16 protein-coding genes and 2 tRNA genes are annotated in these 16,163 nt (G+C 33.8%); 6 read left to right on the top strand and 12 right to left on the bottom strand.

Annotated features, from left to right (window positions below; translation table 11 throughout):
• The first annotated feature begins 119 nt into the window (after positions 1-119).
• The 4 genes from mutS to RMN97_RS12890 all read left to right on the top strand — a co-directional run bounded on the left by mutS (position 120) and on the right by RMN97_RS12890 (position 3,467).
• Positions 120-2,726, top strand: coding sequence for a DNA mismatch repair protein MutS (mutS, locus tag RMN97_RS06770; RefSeq protein WP_309613762.1), 2,607 nt, complete (start codon positions 120-122; stop codon positions 2,724-2,726).
• Between the two features lie 144 nt (positions 2,727-2,870).
• Positions 2,871-2,943: transfer RNA gene (locus RMN97_RS06765), tRNA-Gly, on the top strand.
• Positions 2,944-3,158: 215 nt separating this feature from the next.
• Positions 3,159-3,244 (top strand) — tRNA-Leu (locus RMN97_RS06760).
• A 55-nt stretch (positions 3,245-3,299) separates the two neighbouring features.
• Positions 3,300-3,467, top strand: coding sequence for a GIY-YIG nuclease family protein (locus RMN97_RS12890; protein ID WP_409024880.1), 168 nt, complete (start codon positions 3,300-3,302; stop codon positions 3,465-3,467).
• Between the two features lie 281 nt (positions 3,468-3,748).
• On the opposite strand, the gene RMN97_RS06755 is transcribed toward RMN97_RS12890, so the two are convergent.
• The 3 genes from RMN97_RS06755 to RMN97_RS06745 all read right to left on the bottom strand — a co-directional run bounded on the left by RMN97_RS06755 (position 3,749) and on the right by RMN97_RS06745 (position 7,905).
• On the bottom strand, positions 3,749-3,949 hold the full coding sequence (locus RMN97_RS06755; protein WP_309613761.1) for a hypothetical protein: 201 nt from the start codon (positions 3,947-3,949) through the stop codon (positions 3,749-3,751).
• Positions 3,950-4,112: 163 nt separating this feature from the next.
• Positions 4,113-6,251: a S46 family peptidase gene (locus RMN97_RS06750; RefSeq protein ID WP_309613760.1), complete on the bottom strand. Its 2,139-nt coding sequence runs from the start codon at positions 6,249-6,251 to the stop codon at positions 4,113-4,115.
• 421 nt (positions 6,252-6,672) lie between these two features.
• Positions 6,673-7,905 (bottom strand): glycosyltransferase N-terminal domain-containing protein, encoded by a 1,233-nt coding sequence (locus RMN97_RS06745; RefSeq protein ID WP_309613759.1) that lies wholly within the window; start codon positions 7,903-7,905, stop codon positions 6,673-6,675.
• Positions 7,906-7,999: 94 nt separating this feature from the next.
• On the opposite strand from RMN97_RS06745, the gene RMN97_RS06740 reads away from it, so the two are divergent.
• Together RMN97_RS06740 and galE are read left to right on the top strand one after the other, a co-directional pair.
• Positions 8,000-9,130, top strand: a complete 1,131-nt coding sequence (locus RMN97_RS06740; RefSeq protein ID WP_309613758.1) for a DegT/DnrJ/EryC1/StrS family aminotransferase — start codon at positions 8,000-8,002, stop codon at positions 9,128-9,130.
• An 86-nt stretch (positions 9,131-9,216) separates the two neighbouring features.
• Entirely contained in the window at positions 9,217-10,230 is a 1,014-nt protein-coding gene (gene galE / locus RMN97_RS06735; protein WP_309613757.1) for a UDP-glucose 4-epimerase GalE, read from the top strand.
• A 40-nt stretch (positions 10,231-10,270) separates the two neighbouring features.
• Here galE and RMN97_RS06730 read toward each other — a convergent pair whose 3' ends face one another.
• From RMN97_RS06730 to RMN97_RS06690, 9 genes are all read right to left on the bottom strand, one after another.
• A complete protein-coding gene (locus tag RMN97_RS06730; RefSeq protein WP_309613756.1) occupies positions 10,271-10,540 on the bottom strand; it encodes a hypothetical protein in 270 nt (89 codons plus the stop codon).
• A gap of 7 nt (positions 10,541-10,547) precedes the next feature.
• Positions 10,548-11,984 (bottom strand): peptidoglycan DD-metalloendopeptidase family protein, encoded by a 1,437-nt coding sequence (locus tag RMN97_RS06725; RefSeq protein WP_309613755.1) that lies wholly within the window; start codon positions 11,982-11,984, stop codon positions 10,548-10,550.
• 95 nt (positions 11,985-12,079) lie between these two features.
• Complete coding sequence (locus tag RMN97_RS06720) at positions 12,080-12,757, bottom strand: peptidoglycan DD-metalloendopeptidase family protein (RefSeq protein ID WP_309613754.1); 678 nt, start codon at positions 12,755-12,757, stop codon at positions 12,080-12,082.
• Positions 12,757-13,629 (bottom strand): ACP S-malonyltransferase, encoded by an 873-nt coding sequence (fabD, locus tag RMN97_RS06715; protein WP_309613753.1) that lies wholly within the window; start codon positions 13,627-13,629, stop codon positions 12,757-12,759. The genes RMN97_RS06720 and fabD overlap by 1 nt, the downstream gene beginning before the upstream one ends.
• 130 nt (positions 13,630-13,759) lie before the next feature.
• Positions 13,760-14,290, bottom strand: coding sequence for an NAD(P)H-dependent oxidoreductase (locus tag RMN97_RS06710; RefSeq protein ID WP_309613752.1), 531 nt, complete (start codon positions 14,288-14,290; stop codon positions 13,760-13,762).
• Positions 14,287-14,517, bottom strand: coding sequence for a (4Fe-4S)-binding protein (locus tag RMN97_RS06705; protein WP_309613751.1), 231 nt, complete (start codon positions 14,515-14,517; stop codon positions 14,287-14,289). The genes RMN97_RS06710 and RMN97_RS06705 overlap by 4 nt, the downstream gene beginning before the upstream one ends.
• The gene (locus tag RMN97_RS06700; protein WP_309613750.1) at positions 14,517-14,924 is read right to left on the bottom strand and encodes an OsmC family protein; all 408 of its coding nucleotides are present in this window, start codon (positions 14,922-14,924) and stop codon (positions 14,517-14,519) included. The genes RMN97_RS06705 and RMN97_RS06700 overlap by 1 nt, the downstream gene beginning before the upstream one ends.
• A 52-nt stretch (positions 14,925-14,976) precedes the next feature.
• On the bottom strand, positions 14,977-15,261 hold the full coding sequence (locus RMN97_RS06695; protein WP_309613749.1) for a GNAT family N-acetyltransferase: 285 nt from the start codon (positions 15,259-15,261) through the stop codon (positions 14,977-14,979).
• 64 nt (positions 15,262-15,325) lie between these two features.
• Positions 15,326-16,042 carry a pirin family protein gene (locus RMN97_RS06690; protein WP_309613748.1) on the bottom strand — a complete coding sequence of 239 codons (717 nt, stop codon included), beginning with the start codon at positions 16,040-16,042 and terminating at the stop codon, positions 15,326-15,328.
• Positions 16,043-16,163: the final 121 nt, after the last annotated feature.

Raw genomic sequence — 16,163 nt, 5'->3', positions numbered from 1 at the left:
TATTTAAAAATTGAAACGCTCCTCTTTTTTTTGTCTTAAGGTTAAATTAATTTTTTTTGGATGGCTAAATCATTCTAAAATATTTAAATTCGCTTTCACTAAAATTAATTTTAAATCCATTGGCAGCCAAAGAAATTTCGACGAAAGAAACTCCGTTAATGAAGCAATACAACGAGATAAAAAGAAAGTATCCCGATGCGTGTTTGCTGTTTAGAGTGGGCGATTTTTATGAAACGTTTGGAGAAGACGCCATTCGAGCTTCCAAAATTCTTGGAATTGTTTTAACCAAGCGTGGTGCAGGTTCTGAAACCGAAACGGCCTTAGCGGGTTTTCCACATCATTCTTTAAATACCTATTTGCCAAAATTGGTAAAAGCCGGACTTCGTGTAGCGATTTGTGACCAGCTCGAAGATCCAAAGATGACTAAAACTATTGTTAAACGTGGTGTAACCGAATTAATTACGCCCGGAGTTTCAATGAACGATGAGGTTTTACAATCGAGATCGAATAATTTTTTGGCTTCGGTTTATTTTGGCAAAAAACAATTAGGAGTATCGTTTCTAGACGTTTCTACGGGTGAATTTTTAACAGCACAAGGCAATGAAGAATATATTGATAAGTTGTTGCAGAACTTTAGTCCGAGTGAAATTTTAATTCAAAAAAACAACCGAAACCAATTCAAAGAAATATTCGGAGATAGATTCAATGTTTTCTATCTAGAAGATTGGCTTTACAAAGAAGATTATGCTTTAGAAACGTTAAACAATCATTTTCAAACGAGTTCATTGAAAGGTTTTGGAATTGAAGAATTGCTCGATGGCATTATAGCTTCAGGTGCAATTTTGTTTTATTTATCGGAAACGCAGCATAATAAAGTTCAGCATATTACCAATATTCAAAGAATTGCAGAAGATGTTTATGTTTGGATGGATCGATTTACGATTCGGAATTTAGAATTGTATCACAGTCATTCTCAAAATGCAGTTACACTTTTGGATGTGATTGACAAAACGCTTTCGCCAATGGGTTCAAGATTATTGAAACGATGGCTGGCCTTGCCTTTGAAAGACATTCACAAGATTAGAAGTCGCCATGAAGTTGTTTCTTATTTAAAAGAGAATATAGAAATTCTTCAGAATATGCAATACCAAATCAAGCAAATTTCCGATTTGGAGCGTTTGATTTCAAAAGTGGCAACCGGAAAAATTTCTCCAAGAGAAGTTATTTATCTCAAAGAATCGTTAGATGCTATTATTCCAATAAAAGTAATTGCTTTGGAAAGTAAACAAGAAGCAGTTCGTGTTATTGGCGATAGTTTGCATGCGTGTGATTTGCTTCGTGAAAAAATAAAAGTTACATTAAATCAAGAGGCACCAGTGGCTATTGCCAAAGGAAACGCAATTGCTAGTGGAGTTCATGCCGAATTAGACGAATTGCGTAGTATTGCCTTTTCAGGAAAAGAATATTTGGAGGGCATCGAAAAACGAGAGTCAGAAGCAACAGGAATTTCTTCTTTGAAGATTTCTTTCAACAATGTTTTTGGCTATTATATAGAAGTACGGAACACCCATAAAGATAAAGTTCCGACAGAATGGATTAGAAAGCAAACTTTAGTAAATGCTGAAAGATACATTACGGAAGAATTAAAAGAATATGAAACTAAAATTCTTGGTGCTGAAGAAAAAATCCATCAAATAGAAAGTCAATTATTTGAACAATTGGTCAGTTGGATTGCAACTTATATTAAGCAAGTTCAGTTGAATGGTAATTTAATTGGACAATTAGATTGCCTGATTTCTTTTGCGCAATTAGCCATAGAAAACGATTATGTGTGCCCAATTCTTGACGAAACATTTGAATTAGAAATTACCAATGGTCGTCATCCGGTTATAGAAAAACAATTACCTGTTGGTGTTCCGTATGTGCCCAATGATGTTTTCCTCGATAGAGAATCGCAACAACTTATTATGATTACTGGACCAAATATGTCTGGTAAGTCTGCAATTTTGAGACAAACGGCATTAATTGTTTTATTAGCTCAAATGGGAAGTTTTGTACCTGCAGAAAAAGTCAGAATGGGAATTGTCGACAAAATTTTCACTAGAGTAGGAGCAAGTGATAATATTTCAATGGGCGAATCTACTTTTATGGTGGAGATGAATGAAACTGCTTCGATTTTGAATAACATTTCGGATAGAAGTTTGGTTTTATTAGACGAAATTGGACGTGGCACTAGTACTTATGACGGAATCTCGATAGCATGGGCAATCGCAGAGTTTTTGCATGAAAATCCAGCTAGACCAAAAACACTATTTGCGACACATTATCACGAATTGAACGAAATGAGTGAGTTGTTGCCAAGAATTAAGAATTACAATGTTTCGGTAAAAGAGTTAAAAGATACGGTTCTCTTCATCAGAAAGTTGGTTGCCGGAGGAAGCGCTCATAGTTTTGGTATTCATGTAGCAAAAATGGCCGGAATGCCGCAAACTGTGATTCAAAAGGCACAGAAACTTTTAAAGAAATTAGAAAAAAATCATTCTAGTGAATCATTAAGTGGAATAAAGTTAGCAAAGGACGAAATGCAGTTAAACATCTTCAATCTTGATGATCCGTTATTGGAAGAAATACGAGAAGATATAATGAATTTAGACATCAATACTTTCACACCAATTGAGGCTTTGATGAAACTAAATGAATTAAAACGAATGCTACAGAAAAAATAAATGCAGCTACTGAATTGTGTTTATCAATTGGTTATGGTTTAACAAACTTTTTTTCAAAAAAAACGTTTGTATTATTCATTTTTAATATTACATTTGCATCCGCAATACAGCATAAGTATTGCTGTTCTAACAAATAATGTGAATGCGAAAATAGCTCAGTTGGTAGAGCGCGACCTTGCCAAGGTCGAGGTCGCGGGTTCGAGCCCCGTTTTTCGCTCAAGATTAAACGTTCTGATTATGATGTTAATTATCATAATAGTATAGATGGGAATAGTTTTTTTTAAACTAAATCATCACAAAATATAGCGCTCGGATGGTGAATATATTTAATTAATTTTTTCTAAAAATTAAACATCAAAAAATTTAAAGCTCGGATGGTGAGTGTATTTAATTAATTTTTTCTAAAAATTAAACCATCAAAAAAATCATTCTGCTCGGATGGTGAAATTGGTAGACACGCTGGACTTAAAATCCAGTGAACAGCAATGTTCGTGCGGGTTCAAGTCCCGCTCTGAGTACAAAAAGCTTCAAACACAGTTTGAAGCTTTTTTTGTAATTAAGAATATATGTTTTTTGTTTATATTTTATTTTCAAAAAAAACTCAACCGATTTTATGTTGGAACAACTGATAATGTTGAAAAAAGATTGTTCGAACATAACTCAAGGTTGTATATAAATGCTTTTACAACAAAAGGAATTCCTTGGGAATTATTCTTAAGTCATTCATGTGAATCAAGTTAGAAAGCATATAAATTAGAAAGATTTATAAAGAGAATGAAGTCAAAGAAATTCATCGAACGGTTGATAGAAGATGAAATGATTATAAATAATATTGTTGCGAAACTTTGATTTCGTGCGTGTTCAACTCCGAAGCTTCGGAGCCGCTCTGAGTACAAAAAGCTTCAAAAACAGTTTGAAGCTTTTTTTGTTTACATACTTTACAAATAAATTTGAACATTACATAAAATAAGAAAGCCACGCTAAGCGTGGCTTTAAATCTTTAAAAATAATTAGTTGTCTAATTATTTTTTTTCAGCTGGAGCAGCAGCTTCAGTCGCAACTGAATCAACTGGAGCGGCAACTGAATCAACTGGAGCAGCAACAGAGTCAACAGCTTCAACAGTAGTTGAGTCAACAGCTTCAGTAGCAGCAGCATCAGCTTGCTTACAAGATACTACAGTTAATGCAGCAATAACAGCTAAACTTAAAAATACTTTTTTCATCTTACTTAATATAAAAGGTTAATTATTAATTCGAGGCAAAGATATAAATTTTTTAATAGGTTAAAATAATTTTTTAATTTTTTTTAAAAAACCTATATTTTACTTCGATTTTTGTTTAGCAAGAACTGTGCCAAAACTTAAATTAATGTTAAAATATCACTTTTTATTTTTTTGGAGCAATGATTTTTAACTCTTTAATTAAGTTATCAGCTCCAGCAAATTTATCAATGATGAACAAAACATAACGAATATCAACCATTATATTTCTACAAATTTCAGGAGAATAATAAATATCGCTCATTGTTCCTTCCCATACTCTATCAAAATTTAAACCAATTAAATTTCCTTTGGCGTCTAATGCAGGGCTTCCGGAGTTTCCGCCGGTAGTGTGGTTTGTAGCTATGAAATCTAATGGCATTCTACCGTTTACACCATAAATACCATAATCTTTTGCATTGTACAAATCAATTAGTTTTTTAGGAGCATCAAATTCGTAATCGCCGGGAATATATTTTTCGATAACCCCATCTAAATAGGAAAAAGGCTCATAAAAAACAGCATCATTTGGTTTGTAACCCTTAATTTTTCCATAGGTTACACGAAGTGTACTGTTAGCGTCCGGGAAATTTCTATTTTTTGGGAATAATTCTAAAATGGCTTTCATATAGGTTCTCTGCACAGCAGTATTTTTTAAATTTATCTCATCATATTTTGGTATTACTTTTTTTAAATGGGTATCAGCGATTGCTTTAGCCACTTTATATCCTTCGTCATTGTTTAATTTTTCTAAAACAGTCTTTGTATCACCAGTTAATAATTCTTTGACCTTATCATAGCTTACCAATTGTGATTTCGTAAAAACTTGATTGGCTATATTTTCTGCATTAACATTTTCTAATGAACTTGGTAAAAATTGTTTTGGATATTTTTTACAATATATGGTAATTAATTCCTCGAAAACTTTTTGATCAACCGCTGGATTAAACTCATTATAAAATTCTCCCCAACCATTGATTAATGTTTTTTTTCTATCGTTAAAAGCCAGCTCTCCTTTAGTATTAAATAATTGCTCTAACTGATATAATTTATAACCAACGTTTAATATTTCAGAATTTGTAATAACAATTTCATTAAAATAATCTCTCGCTAGAGCATAGTCTTTGATTTCGTTATAATTTTTTTCAAATTCAGGAATCAGATTTCCGTATTCGGCTTTTTTTCCTGTTTGGATAACTTTTTCTTGAAATTGCTTTTCAAATTTTTGTTTTTCTCTAATAGCATTAGACTTTTTCAATCCTTTGATTTCGCCTTGCCATTTTTTCCAAGCGTTTGCAATAGTTTGATTTTTTGATGCATATTGAATTTTAATAGCTCTATCATTTCGCATAAATCCATTCTGAACTTTTAAAGTAATATCCCGAATTTCAATTTTAGCTGGATCAGAAGTGTTTACAATTTGCTCAACTGCAAACGAAGGCAAATATTCCTGTGTTGTGCCCGGATAACCCAAAACCATCGTAAAGTCGTTTTCTTTCAAACCTTTAATAGAGATTGGAAAAAAATATTTGGGTTTGTAAGGCACATTTTCAGCTGAATATTCTGCAGGACGATTGTTTTTGTCTGCATAAATTCGGAAAAGTGAAAAATCACCGGTATGTCTTGGCCAAACCCAATTATCACTGACATCAGCAAATTTTCCAATCGAACTTGGCGGCGCTCCAACTAATCGAATATCTTTAAATGTTTCAGTTACGAAAAGCAAATATTGATTTCCGTTGTAAAATGTTTTGATTGCATTTTCCTCCCAGCTTTCTTTTGGCAATGTCTTGGTTAGAGTAGTAATGTTTTCAAGAATTTTTTTTTGTTTGTCGGCTTCAGATTCAATTGCCGCAACACCTTCCAAAACTTTTGTAGTAACATCATCAATTCGCACTACAAAAGAAACTACCATTCCTTTGTTAGGTAATTCGTCTTCCATTTTGTATGCCCAAAAACCATCAGCGAGATAATCGTGTTGAACCGTTGAGTGATTTTGAATGGCGTCAAAACCACAATGATGATTGGTTAAAATCAAACCTTTGTCCGAAATAACAGCAGCCGTACATTTTTTATCAAAATGTGGAACACCATCTTTTATACTCGATTTATTGATAGAATAAATCTGCTCGGCAGTTATTTTCATGCCAAGGCTTTTCATTTCGTCTTCGTTCATTCCTTTTAACAAAGAAGGAATCCACATGCCACCTTGCTGCGCAGAAACTTGGACGAAAACAAATAAGAGTAGGATTTTTAAAAATTTCATTTTTTGATTTAAAGTAATTTGAAAAATAATTCTATTAAAAGAATCAAGATTAACGGTATGGCACACATTGTTGAAAATACAAATACTAGTGAATATTTAATTAACGTTTTGTATTTGCCTCTGTATTTCTGCAAAATTATGATTCTTTTCTTGTCTCTAAATAAATTAAAAAAGCAGTATGCATACAGTATAAAAAAAGCGGTAAAAATCACTGATAATCTGATTGTTCCCGAATAATCAAAATATTTGTACCAATTAAGAATTCCATGTTCATATAATTTATGAAGTAAAAAAAGTGATGGTAGCAAAAACAAAAATAGTTTTCCAACAACGAACGACACATGAAAACTTCCAGCATTATAATACTTTTCATTTTTCATTCTCGCTTCATATTCTATATAAAAAAGTCTTTCTAACATTTTTACTTCGTAATATGCTTCATAATAACTTCAGTTGCACCTTTATTCATTTGCACAAAAGTCGAGCAAATATGACCTTTTTCATGTCTAATATCTTCATTCGAAATCAAATTGGGAAAGGCATCATTCAATTCATTTTGATTAGCAACAGAAACACAGCCTTCTTGATGAACTAAAGCCACAGCTTCGGCAAAATGCGAAAAATTGGGACCAACAATAATCGGAATGCCAAAAGTTGCTGGTTCTAGTATATTATGAACACCGGGATTTCCAAAACCGCCACCAACATAAGCAATATCTGCATAACTGTATATTTTGGTCAGAATGCCAAAAGTGTCAACAATTAAAACATCGTAATCAGATAAATCCATATTCTCTTTTTCTGAAAATAAAATCACTTTTTTTGAAATCGATTTTTTCAATTCCTGAATTTGTTCTGATTTGATATTGTGTGGCGCAATGATAAATTTTACTTTTCCATTGGTTTGATTGATGTAATTCACTAGCAAGTTTTCGTCTTTTGGCCAGGAACTTCCAATGACAATGGTAGTTGTATTGTTTTTAAATTGCTTTATAAAATACAGAGAATTATCTCGTTCCAAAATAGAAACTACACGGTCAAAACGTGTATCGCCCGAGATTTTTACATTAGTAAAACCAATACTTTGCAATAATTTTTTGGAACTTTCATTCTGTACAAAAAAGTAATCAAATGTTTTTAAAGCGTTTCGGTAAAATGCACCATACCATTTGAAAAACGCCTGGTTTTCTCTAAAAATCCCAGAAATTAAATATGTTTTGATATTGAGCTTTTTCAACTCATTTAAATAATTTGGCCAATATTCATATTTGATAAAGAAAACCAAATCGGGATGAACAAGGTTCAGGAATTTTTGAGCGTTTGATTTTGTATCCAAAGGCAAATAAACAGTAACATCGGCGATAGTATTATTTTTACGAACTTCATAACCAGAAGGCGAAAAGAACGTCACAACAATTTTATGATTAGGGAATTCTTCTTTAATTTTTTCCATCACAGGCAACCCTTGTTCAAATTCGCCTAACGAAGCCGCATGAAACCAAATGGTTTTATCAGCGGAACTTATTTTGCTTTCCAATGTTTGAAAAACAGTCTTTCTACCATCAATAAACAACTTTATTTTAGGAATAAAAAGCCCCAACAATTTCACTATTTGTGAAGCAAAAAGCAGCAATAAATTGTATAGAAAAAGCATCTTCAAAAATTTGTTGGGCTAAAATACGTTTCTTTTGCCGAACATTAAATTCTACCATAGAATTTCTTACTTTTGCAACTCAAAATTGAGCTTTATGAAGAAAATTCAAATGGTTGACTTAAAAAGTCAATACGAAAAAATAAAAACTACTGTCGATGCTTCTATTCAGGAAGTTTTAGACACTACAACTTACATTAACGGACCAAAAGTTCACGAATTTCAAAAAAATCTTGAAGACTATTTGGATGTTAAACACGTAATTCCATGTGCGAATGGAACTGATGCGTTGCAAATTGCCATGATGGGATTGGGTTTACAACCCGGTGACGAAGTTATCACTGCCGATTTTACGTTTGCTGCAACCGTTGAAGTGATTGCTTTATTGCAATTAACTCCAGTTTTAGTTGATGTTGATGTCGTGAATATGAACATTTCGATTGACGCTATTAAGAAAGCGATTACGCCAAAAACTAAAGCTATAGTTCCAGTGCATTTGTTCGGAAGAGCTGCCAATATGGAAGCTATCATGCGAATTGCTAAAGAACATAATTTATACGTAATTGAAGATAATGCACAAGCCATTGGAGCCAATTGTAAATTCTCTGACGGAACAAAAAAGAAAGCCGGTACGATTGGTCACGTATCGTCAACATCGTTTTTTCCATCTAAAAATTTAGGTTGTTATGGTGATGGTGGAGCTATTTTTACCAATGACGATGCTTTAGCACATACTATTCGCGGAATTGTAAATCACGGAATGTATGTTCGCTATCATCATGATGTGGTTGGCGTAAATTCACGTTTGGATAGTATTCAGGCAGCAGTTTTGAATGCTAAATTGCCATTGTTGGATAGTTATAACGAAGCACGACAAAACGTAGCACGTAAATATTCCGCCGCTTTTGAAGGGCATAAAAATATTATAGCACCAACTATTTGTGATATTTGTGATTGTCATGTTTTTCATCAATACACACTAAGAATAATAGATGCTGATAGGAATGCTTTAATGGAACATTTGTTAGCCAAAGGAATTCCATGTGCTATTTATTATCCAATTCCGTTGCATTCACAAAAGGCTTATGTAGATTCAAGATATAAAGAAGAAGATTTCCCGGTAACAAATCAATTGGTGAAAGAAGTAATTTCGTTACCAATGCATACCGAATTGGATGACGAGCAAATAAAATTTATTACGGATAGCGTTTTAGAGTTTTTAAAATAAAGAGAAAGAGCATAGAATATAGAAAATAGACTTTTAAAGTTGATGCTTCTTTTTTCTATTCTCTTTTTTCTATTTTCTCAAAAAATATGAAAATACTAGTAACCGGAGGTTTAGGATTTATAGGTTCACACACAGTTGTTGAATTGCAAAATGAAGGTTTTGAAGTCGTGGTGATTGATAATCTTTCCAATTCTTCTATTGAAGTTCTTGACGGAATTGAAAAAATTACAGGCAAAAAACCAATTTTTGAAAACAGTGATTTAAGAGAAAAATCGGCAGTTCAAAATTTCTTCAAAAAACATAACGATGTTGAGGGCGTAATTCATTTTGCAGCCTCAAAAGCAGTTGGTGAAAGTGTTGAAAATCCGTTGTTATATTATGAAAACAATATTAATTCGTTAGTTTACCTTTTACAAGAAATGGCAAATTTGCCACAAGCAAATTTTATTTTTAGTTCGTCGTGTACGGTTTACGGTCAGGCCAAAAAAATGCCAATTACAGAAGATGCTTCTGTTCAACCAGCAAATTCACCATACGGAAATACCAAGCAAATAGGCGAAGAAATCATCATTGATGTGGCAAAAGTTACCAATATCAATGCGGTTTTATTGCGTTATTTTAATCCAATTGGATCACATTCAAGTGCAGAAATTGGCGAATTACCAATAGGGATTCCACAAAATTTAGTGCCATTTATTACCCAAACTGCTTTTGGTTTGCGAAAAGAACTTTCGGTTTATGGTAATGATTATCCAACAGTAGACGGAACTTGTATTCGTGATTATATCCACGTAGTTGATTTGGCGAAAGCCCATGTTGTTGCACTGCAAAGATTATTGAAGAAACAAAATCTGGAAAAAGTTGAAAAGTTTAATTTAGGAACGGGAACAGGAAGTTCTGTTTTGGAAGTCATCAACGCTTTTGAAAAAGTTTCAGGACAAAAATTACGATACAAAATTGTTGGACGAAGAGAAGGAGATGTGATTTCCGCTTATGCCAATACCGATAAAGCAAATAAAGTTTTAGGATGGAAGGCAGAACTTTCGCTAGAAGATGGATTAGCTTCTGCTTGGAAATGGGAACAAAAAGTTAGAAGTTAAATTTAATAAAAAAAGCCCTGAGACATCAGAGCTTTAAAGATTATTTTGTAGAAGCATCTTTTAATTTTTGGGCTGCCTGATCTAGTTTTATCGCACCTTTTTCAAGTGCTTTTCCTGTTTTTGATTGAACGGTGTCTGCAGCTGTTTTTATTTTTTGGCCAATGGTGTCTATTTCCTGAGCAACGGTATCCACTTTTTGTTCGATTTCAGTTCCTACCGCGTCTGTGGCTTCATCAATTTTTTCTTTTGTTTTGTCTTGGCAGGACACTAATACAGCAACAAACGCTAGTGATAAAATTATTTTTTTCATTTTTATATTAATTATTTTTTATAATCTTTTTTACGATTCTTGATTTTGCACTTTCAATTATCAAAAAATAAACACCATCGGATAAACTTGCTACAGAAAATAATTTTTCAAGTTTATTATTCTCAATAGTTGCTTTTTCTGTTTTAACAATTTGCCCGATGCTATTTGTCATTGTAAAAGTATAGTTTTCATTCTCAATTCCGGCAGCTGTCACTAAAAAATCGTTATTAGTTGGGTTTGGGAACACTTTGAAATAATCAACATCAGGAGCGTCTGAAATCCCTAAAGAATGTGTAATAGTAAAAGTTTTAGAACAGGCAACACCATTATAACTTGCTTCAAAAGTATAAATGCCATCAGTTGTAGGTAATAATTTGGACGATCCATAATAACTTACTTTGTTATTCGTTGGAACAATATATGTCCAGCTATTAAAAGTGCTTCCATTTGGATTTAAAATCCGTAAAGATAGGGTTGCATTAGCTAGAATGTCCTTCCAAAAAAAGTAAAATTTTGCATAACCAGCCGCTAATCCTGCACCTTGAAACGGAACAACAAAAGTGTCGCTTTCGTTTGGCACATCACTGTTTGGGCAAGTTGCCAAAGTTATATCTGTTGGATGAACAGAAGCTTTCATAATAGCAGGTTCGACATGTGGTCTTTGAGCTGTCCACCATGAGGTTGCATTCAATAAATTACAAGTTCCGGAAAATGGATCTTTATAGGTAGTATTTGTACTTCCAGCCCAAATTTCAAAATGAAGATGTGGTCCAGATGAACTCCCAGAACTTCCCACAACTCCCAATTTTTCTCCTGTAACAACAGTTTGTCCAACCGCTTTTGTGGTAACAGAACCATTTTTCATATGCCAATACAAAGCGTAAGTTCCGTCAGCATGTTGAATAATAATTGAATTAGCTGTAAGGCCACTTCCAACACCTACACAATTTCTATCATAATTACCATCATTTTTTTGAATAATTGTTCCTGCCGCGGCTGCAATTACTTCAACTTGATTGTTGTCCATTTTATACAAACTATAAGGCCAAATGGCGATATCTGTTCCGTGATGTCCGTCATACGTATTTGTGCCACAATCATAATCCTGAATGGTTGTACTTGCCGTATTTTGGTCAACATACGCGCCAATAAAATGATATTCACATTGTGTAAATCCCGGTGCTAATTTCAATGGCCAAAGCAACGAAGTGGTAAGCACGTTTTTATTTGCGTTTTTGTTCAAGGCTAATTTTTTCAAATTATCGTTTACTTCTTTGTTTAAAGCAGCATATTCTTGTGTCGTTATACACGGATTTTGCGCATCTTTTTTTGGAAATGAATAGTCATTATAATCTATCGGAATAGTTACAGATTTACTTTGAGCACGAAGACTTGGTGCCAAAATCAAAACAGAAAAACCTATGGTTAATAGTATATTTTTCATGGCCGTAGGTTTAATGGGTTAATCAAATGTAAATAAAAAACCCTCACAAACAACTGTTTATGAGGATTTTAATTTTTTATAGTAGTATTGAGTTTCTAATATATTTTCAATAATAAATTTGGATCAGGACAATTTTTAGTATAAAAATCTAGTTTAGATGGGCTACAAACTCCAGGATAGTCTCCAAAATTATTTTCCATATCAATGATAATTTGAAAATGCAAATGTGGTGCATAATCACCATTTATAGGTGGTAATCCTAAGTTGGCTATTTGTTGTCCTTGCTTTACAACATCGCCTACTTTTTTGTCTTTCAAACTTTCTAGATTTAAATGGCCATAAAGTGTATGAAAAATATAATTTTCTATATGATGTTCAAGAATTATTGTTGGGCCATAGTCGCCTATTGATTCATTATTTTTAAAACTATGAATTTTTCCATCCAAAGCAGCAAATATTTCAGCTTCCTCGTTTATCCACAAATCCAGTCCTATATGAATGTTACGCTCTTCATCAGTTTGGTTCTTGAAAACAGTACTTCTTTTGTATAAATTCCGGGTTTCCAAATAACCACCAAAAGCTATTTTCTTTTGATAATGATCTAAATAGTGTTGAATATAGTTTTCGTAATATTTTGCAGTAGCTAAATTTTGGTGGATCAGGTTTTCATTAGTTACAGATAAATCCAAAGGCACATAATTCTTATAATCAATAGCGGAGGAAATGACTTTAGCCGATTTAATCTCACTTAAGATTTCGAGGATATCTTTCATTAAGCCGAAATTGTTTCGACTTCTTTGTCAATTTTATTTACTAAACCAACCAATACTTTTCCAGGACCAACTTCTGTAAAACTTGTCGCTCCGTCTTTTATCATTTGCTGCACCGATTGTGTCCATCTTACCGGAGCAGTCAATTGGATGATTAAGTTTTTCTTGATCTCGTCTGCAGACGAGACAGCTGCTGCTGTTACATTTTGATATACTGGGCAACTTGGAGAGTTGAAAGTTGTTGCTTCAATAGCCGCAGCCAATTCTTCTCTGGCAGGTTCCATCATTGGCGAGTGAAACGCACCACCAACAGGTAAAATTAAAGCGCGTTTGGCACCAGCTTCTTTCATTTTTTCACAGGCTAATTCTACCGCTTTATATTCACCGGAAATCACTAATTGTCCGGGACAATTGTAATTTGCAGCAACCACCACACCATCAATAGAAGCACAAATATCTTCTACGATTTTATCATCTAGATTTAAAACTGCAGCCATGGTACTTGGTGTAATTTCACAAGCTTTTTGCATTGCTATAGCTCGTTTTGAAACTAATTTTAATCCGTCTTCAAAGGATAAGGAACCATTGGCAACCAATGCTGAAAATTCGCCTAACGAATGTCCCGCAACCATATCGGGTTTAAAATTATCTAAGGTTTTGGCCAAGATAACTGAATGTAAAAAAACCGCTGGCTGTGTTACTTTGGTTTCTTTCAATTCTTCGGCAGTTCCTTCAAACATGATGTTTGTGATTCGGAAACCTAAAATATCATTGGCTTTTTCGAATAAATCTTTGGCTAAAGCCGAATTCTCGTATAATTCTTTACCCATTCCGGTAAATTGCGCTCCTTGTCCCGGAAAAACGTATGCTTTCATTTTCTGAGTTTATAGTTTATGGTTTAAAAGTTTAAGGTTGTTGTTAAAACTTGAAAACAAAAGTAACAAAATTTGAAACAAAATTTGAATCTGCGAAAATCTGTTAAATCCGTTTCATCTGTGTCCCATTTTATATTTCAATCGAATCTATAATCTTCAACAACTGCTCATCTAATTCTGAATTGGAAATTATTCCTTTTTCTGTATCAAAATTTTCATTAAAACTTGGCAATGAAAAACTTCCTTTTACAACGCCACCTTGAAACGGCATTCTTTTCACAGCAATGTCAAGCACTGAACTTCCGCCTCGTGCACCGGGTGAAGTAGCAAGTAAAAGCATTGGTTTTTCCTGAAAAGTTTTGCTGTTGATACGAGATGTCCAGTCCAAAATGTTTTTAAAAGTTGCTGTAAAGTTTCCGTTGTTTTCGGCAAAGGATATCAGGACAAAATCTGCATCACCAATTTTTTTATAAAAATCGTGCGCCAATTCTGGAAATCCGTGTTTTTTTTCGCGGTCTTTTGAATAAATAGGCATTTCATAATCATTCAAATCCAAAAGGTCGACAGTCACATTCTTAAACTGTTTCGAGGCATAAGAAGCCAATTGCTTATTGATGGAATCGCTGCTGTTAGAAGCACCAAAGGCTATTAGTTTTTTCATTTCTCGTTGTTTAAATAATATGTTAGCGCGCCGGAAGGACATTTGTTTACGGTTTCGATAATTTTATCTGTAGTTGAACCTTCAGGTATAATCCACGGTTTTTCTTTTGGTTTGAAAACATCCGGATTGTTTTTTACGCAATTGGCAGAATGAATGCATTTTCCCGATTGCCACACTATGGTCACTTCGCCATTAGTGTATTCTTTGGTTAGGTCTTTCGGATCCATTATACAGTGGTGTTAATAGTTATTTTGTTTTTCAGAATCTTGGAAATCGGACATTTTTCCGCAATCAAAAGCAAACGTTCTCTTTGTTCGTTGCTGATGTTGGATGGAAAAGTTACGGTTCTTGAAATCGAGGTTTCTAATTCGGGATTCAATTCCTGAGCTAAATTTAGCGAAATATTAATTTCAGGAATGTCCCAACCTTTTCGGTCGATGTACATTCGCAATGTAGACAAAGTACAACCCGCCAATGAGGCTAAGAAAGTAGAAAACGGATCAGGACCAATATTTTGCCCGCCAACATTTTCCGGTTCATCCATCAACAAGGTGCCATTACGCCAGGAAATGGTAGACAAATATTTCTGTGTACCAATTTTTCCTTCTACGTTATTTTCTAAAAGATTTGCCATAAATATTAGGTAAAACCTACAAGGTATAGAAAACCTTGCAGGTTAGTTATTGTTATAATACGTCTCTAAAGTCGAGAACTTTATCAAAAACACTTTTCGCAAACGGACAAAGTGGAATGATTTTAATATTATTTTCTCGTGCATATGCTACGGCTTTGGTTACCATTTTTTTGCCAAAACCTTTTCCTTCATTTTCTGGATTTACTTCAGTGTGGTCAATAATTATTTGCTTTTCACCTGCAAATACAAAGGTCATCATCGCTTCTTGTTTTCCATCGACATCAATATAAAAAAAACCTTTATTGCCGTCGATTTTTAATTGTACTTCTGTATTCATAGTTGTTGATTTTATCGCAAATTCGCAAATTGTTTAATTTGCGAATTTGCGGTTAATTTTTTATTTATTGAACCATCGGAACTTCCATTAATAAAATTTCAGCATCTGCAGTAGCTTCAAAAGTTACTTTGTCAAAATCGGTAATACCTAAACCGTCACGTTGTTCCAATTCCTGACCATCTACTTTTACGCTTCCTTTAATTACAAAAACGTACAAACCATTACCTTCTTTTTTGCGATTGTAATCGATAATAATTCCTTTATCTAAATTTCCCATGTGAAACCATGCGTCTTGGTGAATCCAAACGCCAGAGTCATTAGCATTTGGGGATAAAATTTGCTGTAATTTATTATGTCTGTCATTGGTGTCCAATGTGATTTGTTGGTAACGAGGTTCTACATTTCTCACTTTTGGGAACACCCAAATCTGCAACAGATTAGTTCTTTTATCGTGATCCGGATTAAATTCGGAATGTTGGATTCCGGTACCTGCACTCATTACCTGGACGTCACCAAATTTGATAACTTCGGTGTTTCCCATACTGTCTTTGTGCGCCAAGTCGCCTTCTAACGGAATCGTAATAATTTCCATGTTGTCATGAGGATGTGTTCCAAAACCCATTCCTGATGCTACGATATCATCGTTTAAAACTCTTAGAACTCCAAACTGAACTCTTTCTGGTTCATAGTAACTTGCAAAACTAAAAGTATGGTGTGCGTTTAACCAACCGTGATCGTCATGTCCTCTTGTATTTGCTTTGTGCAAAACGGTATTTTTCATATCTATAAATTTACTGATTATTATGATACAAATTTACAATCAAGAGGCAAGGTGAGTACTTAATGTAGATTAAGAAATTAGTCTTCTTCCCGAAGTTTCGGGAGCAGTAGCAGATCTCAGT

This window comes from Flavobacterium sp. (genome assembly GCF_031381455.1).
GTDB lineage: Bacteria > Bacteroidota > Bacteroidia > Flavobacteriales > Flavobacteriaceae > Flavobacterium.
This window is presented reverse-complemented; position numbering and strand designations above follow the sequence as displayed.

Coding starts and splice junctions, on each gene's coding strand:
- RMN97_RS06750 (WP_309613760.1), bottom strand. CDS start 6,251: ATGAAATTTTTAAAAATCCTACTCTTATTTGTTTTCGTCCAAGTTTCT.
- RMN97_RS06710 (WP_309613752.1), bottom strand. CDS start 14,290: ATGAAAAAACTAATAGCCTTTGGTGCTTCTAACAGCAGCGATTCCATC.
- RMN97_RS06705 (WP_309613751.1), bottom strand. CDS start 14,517: ATGGATCCGAAAGACCTAACCAAAGAATACACTAATGGCGAAGTGACC.
- RMN97_RS06700 (WP_309613750.1), bottom strand. CDS start 14,924: ATGGCAAATCTTTTAGAAAATAACGTAGAAGGAAAAATTGGTACACAG.
- RMN97_RS06690 (WP_309613748.1), bottom strand. CDS start 16,042: ATGAAAAATACCGTTTTGCACAAAGCAAATACAAGAGGACATGACGAT.
- RMN97_RS06720 (WP_309613754.1), bottom strand. CDS start 12,757: ATGAAAGATATCCTCGAAATCTTAAGTGAGATTAAATCGGCTAAAGTC.
- RMN97_RS06740 (WP_309613758.1), top strand. CDS start 8,000: ATGAAGAAAATTCAAATGGTTGACTTAAAAAGTCAATACGAAAAAATA.
- galE (WP_309613757.1), top strand. CDS start 9,217: ATGAAAATACTAGTAACCGGAGGTTTAGGATTTATAGGTTCACACACA.
- RMN97_RS06755 (WP_309613761.1), bottom strand. CDS start 3,949: ATGAAAAAAGTATTTTTAAGTTTAGCTGTTATTGCTGCATTAACTGTA.
- RMN97_RS06745 (WP_309613759.1), bottom strand. CDS start 7,905: ATGCTTTTTCTATACAATTTATTGCTGCTTTTTGCTTCACAAATAGTG.
- RMN97_RS06730 (WP_309613756.1), bottom strand. CDS start 10,540: ATGAAAAAAATAATTTTATCACTAGCGTTTGTTGCTGTATTAGTGTCC.
- RMN97_RS06695 (WP_309613749.1), bottom strand. CDS start 15,261: ATGAATACAGAAGTACAATTAAAAATCGACGGCAATAAAGGTTTTTTT.
- fabD (WP_309613753.1), bottom strand. CDS start 13,629: ATGAAAGCATACGTTTTTCCGGGACAAGGAGCGCAATTTACCGGAATG.
- RMN97_RS06725 (WP_309613755.1), bottom strand. CDS start 11,984: ATGAAAAATATACTATTAACCATAGGTTTTTCTGTTTTGATTTTGGCA.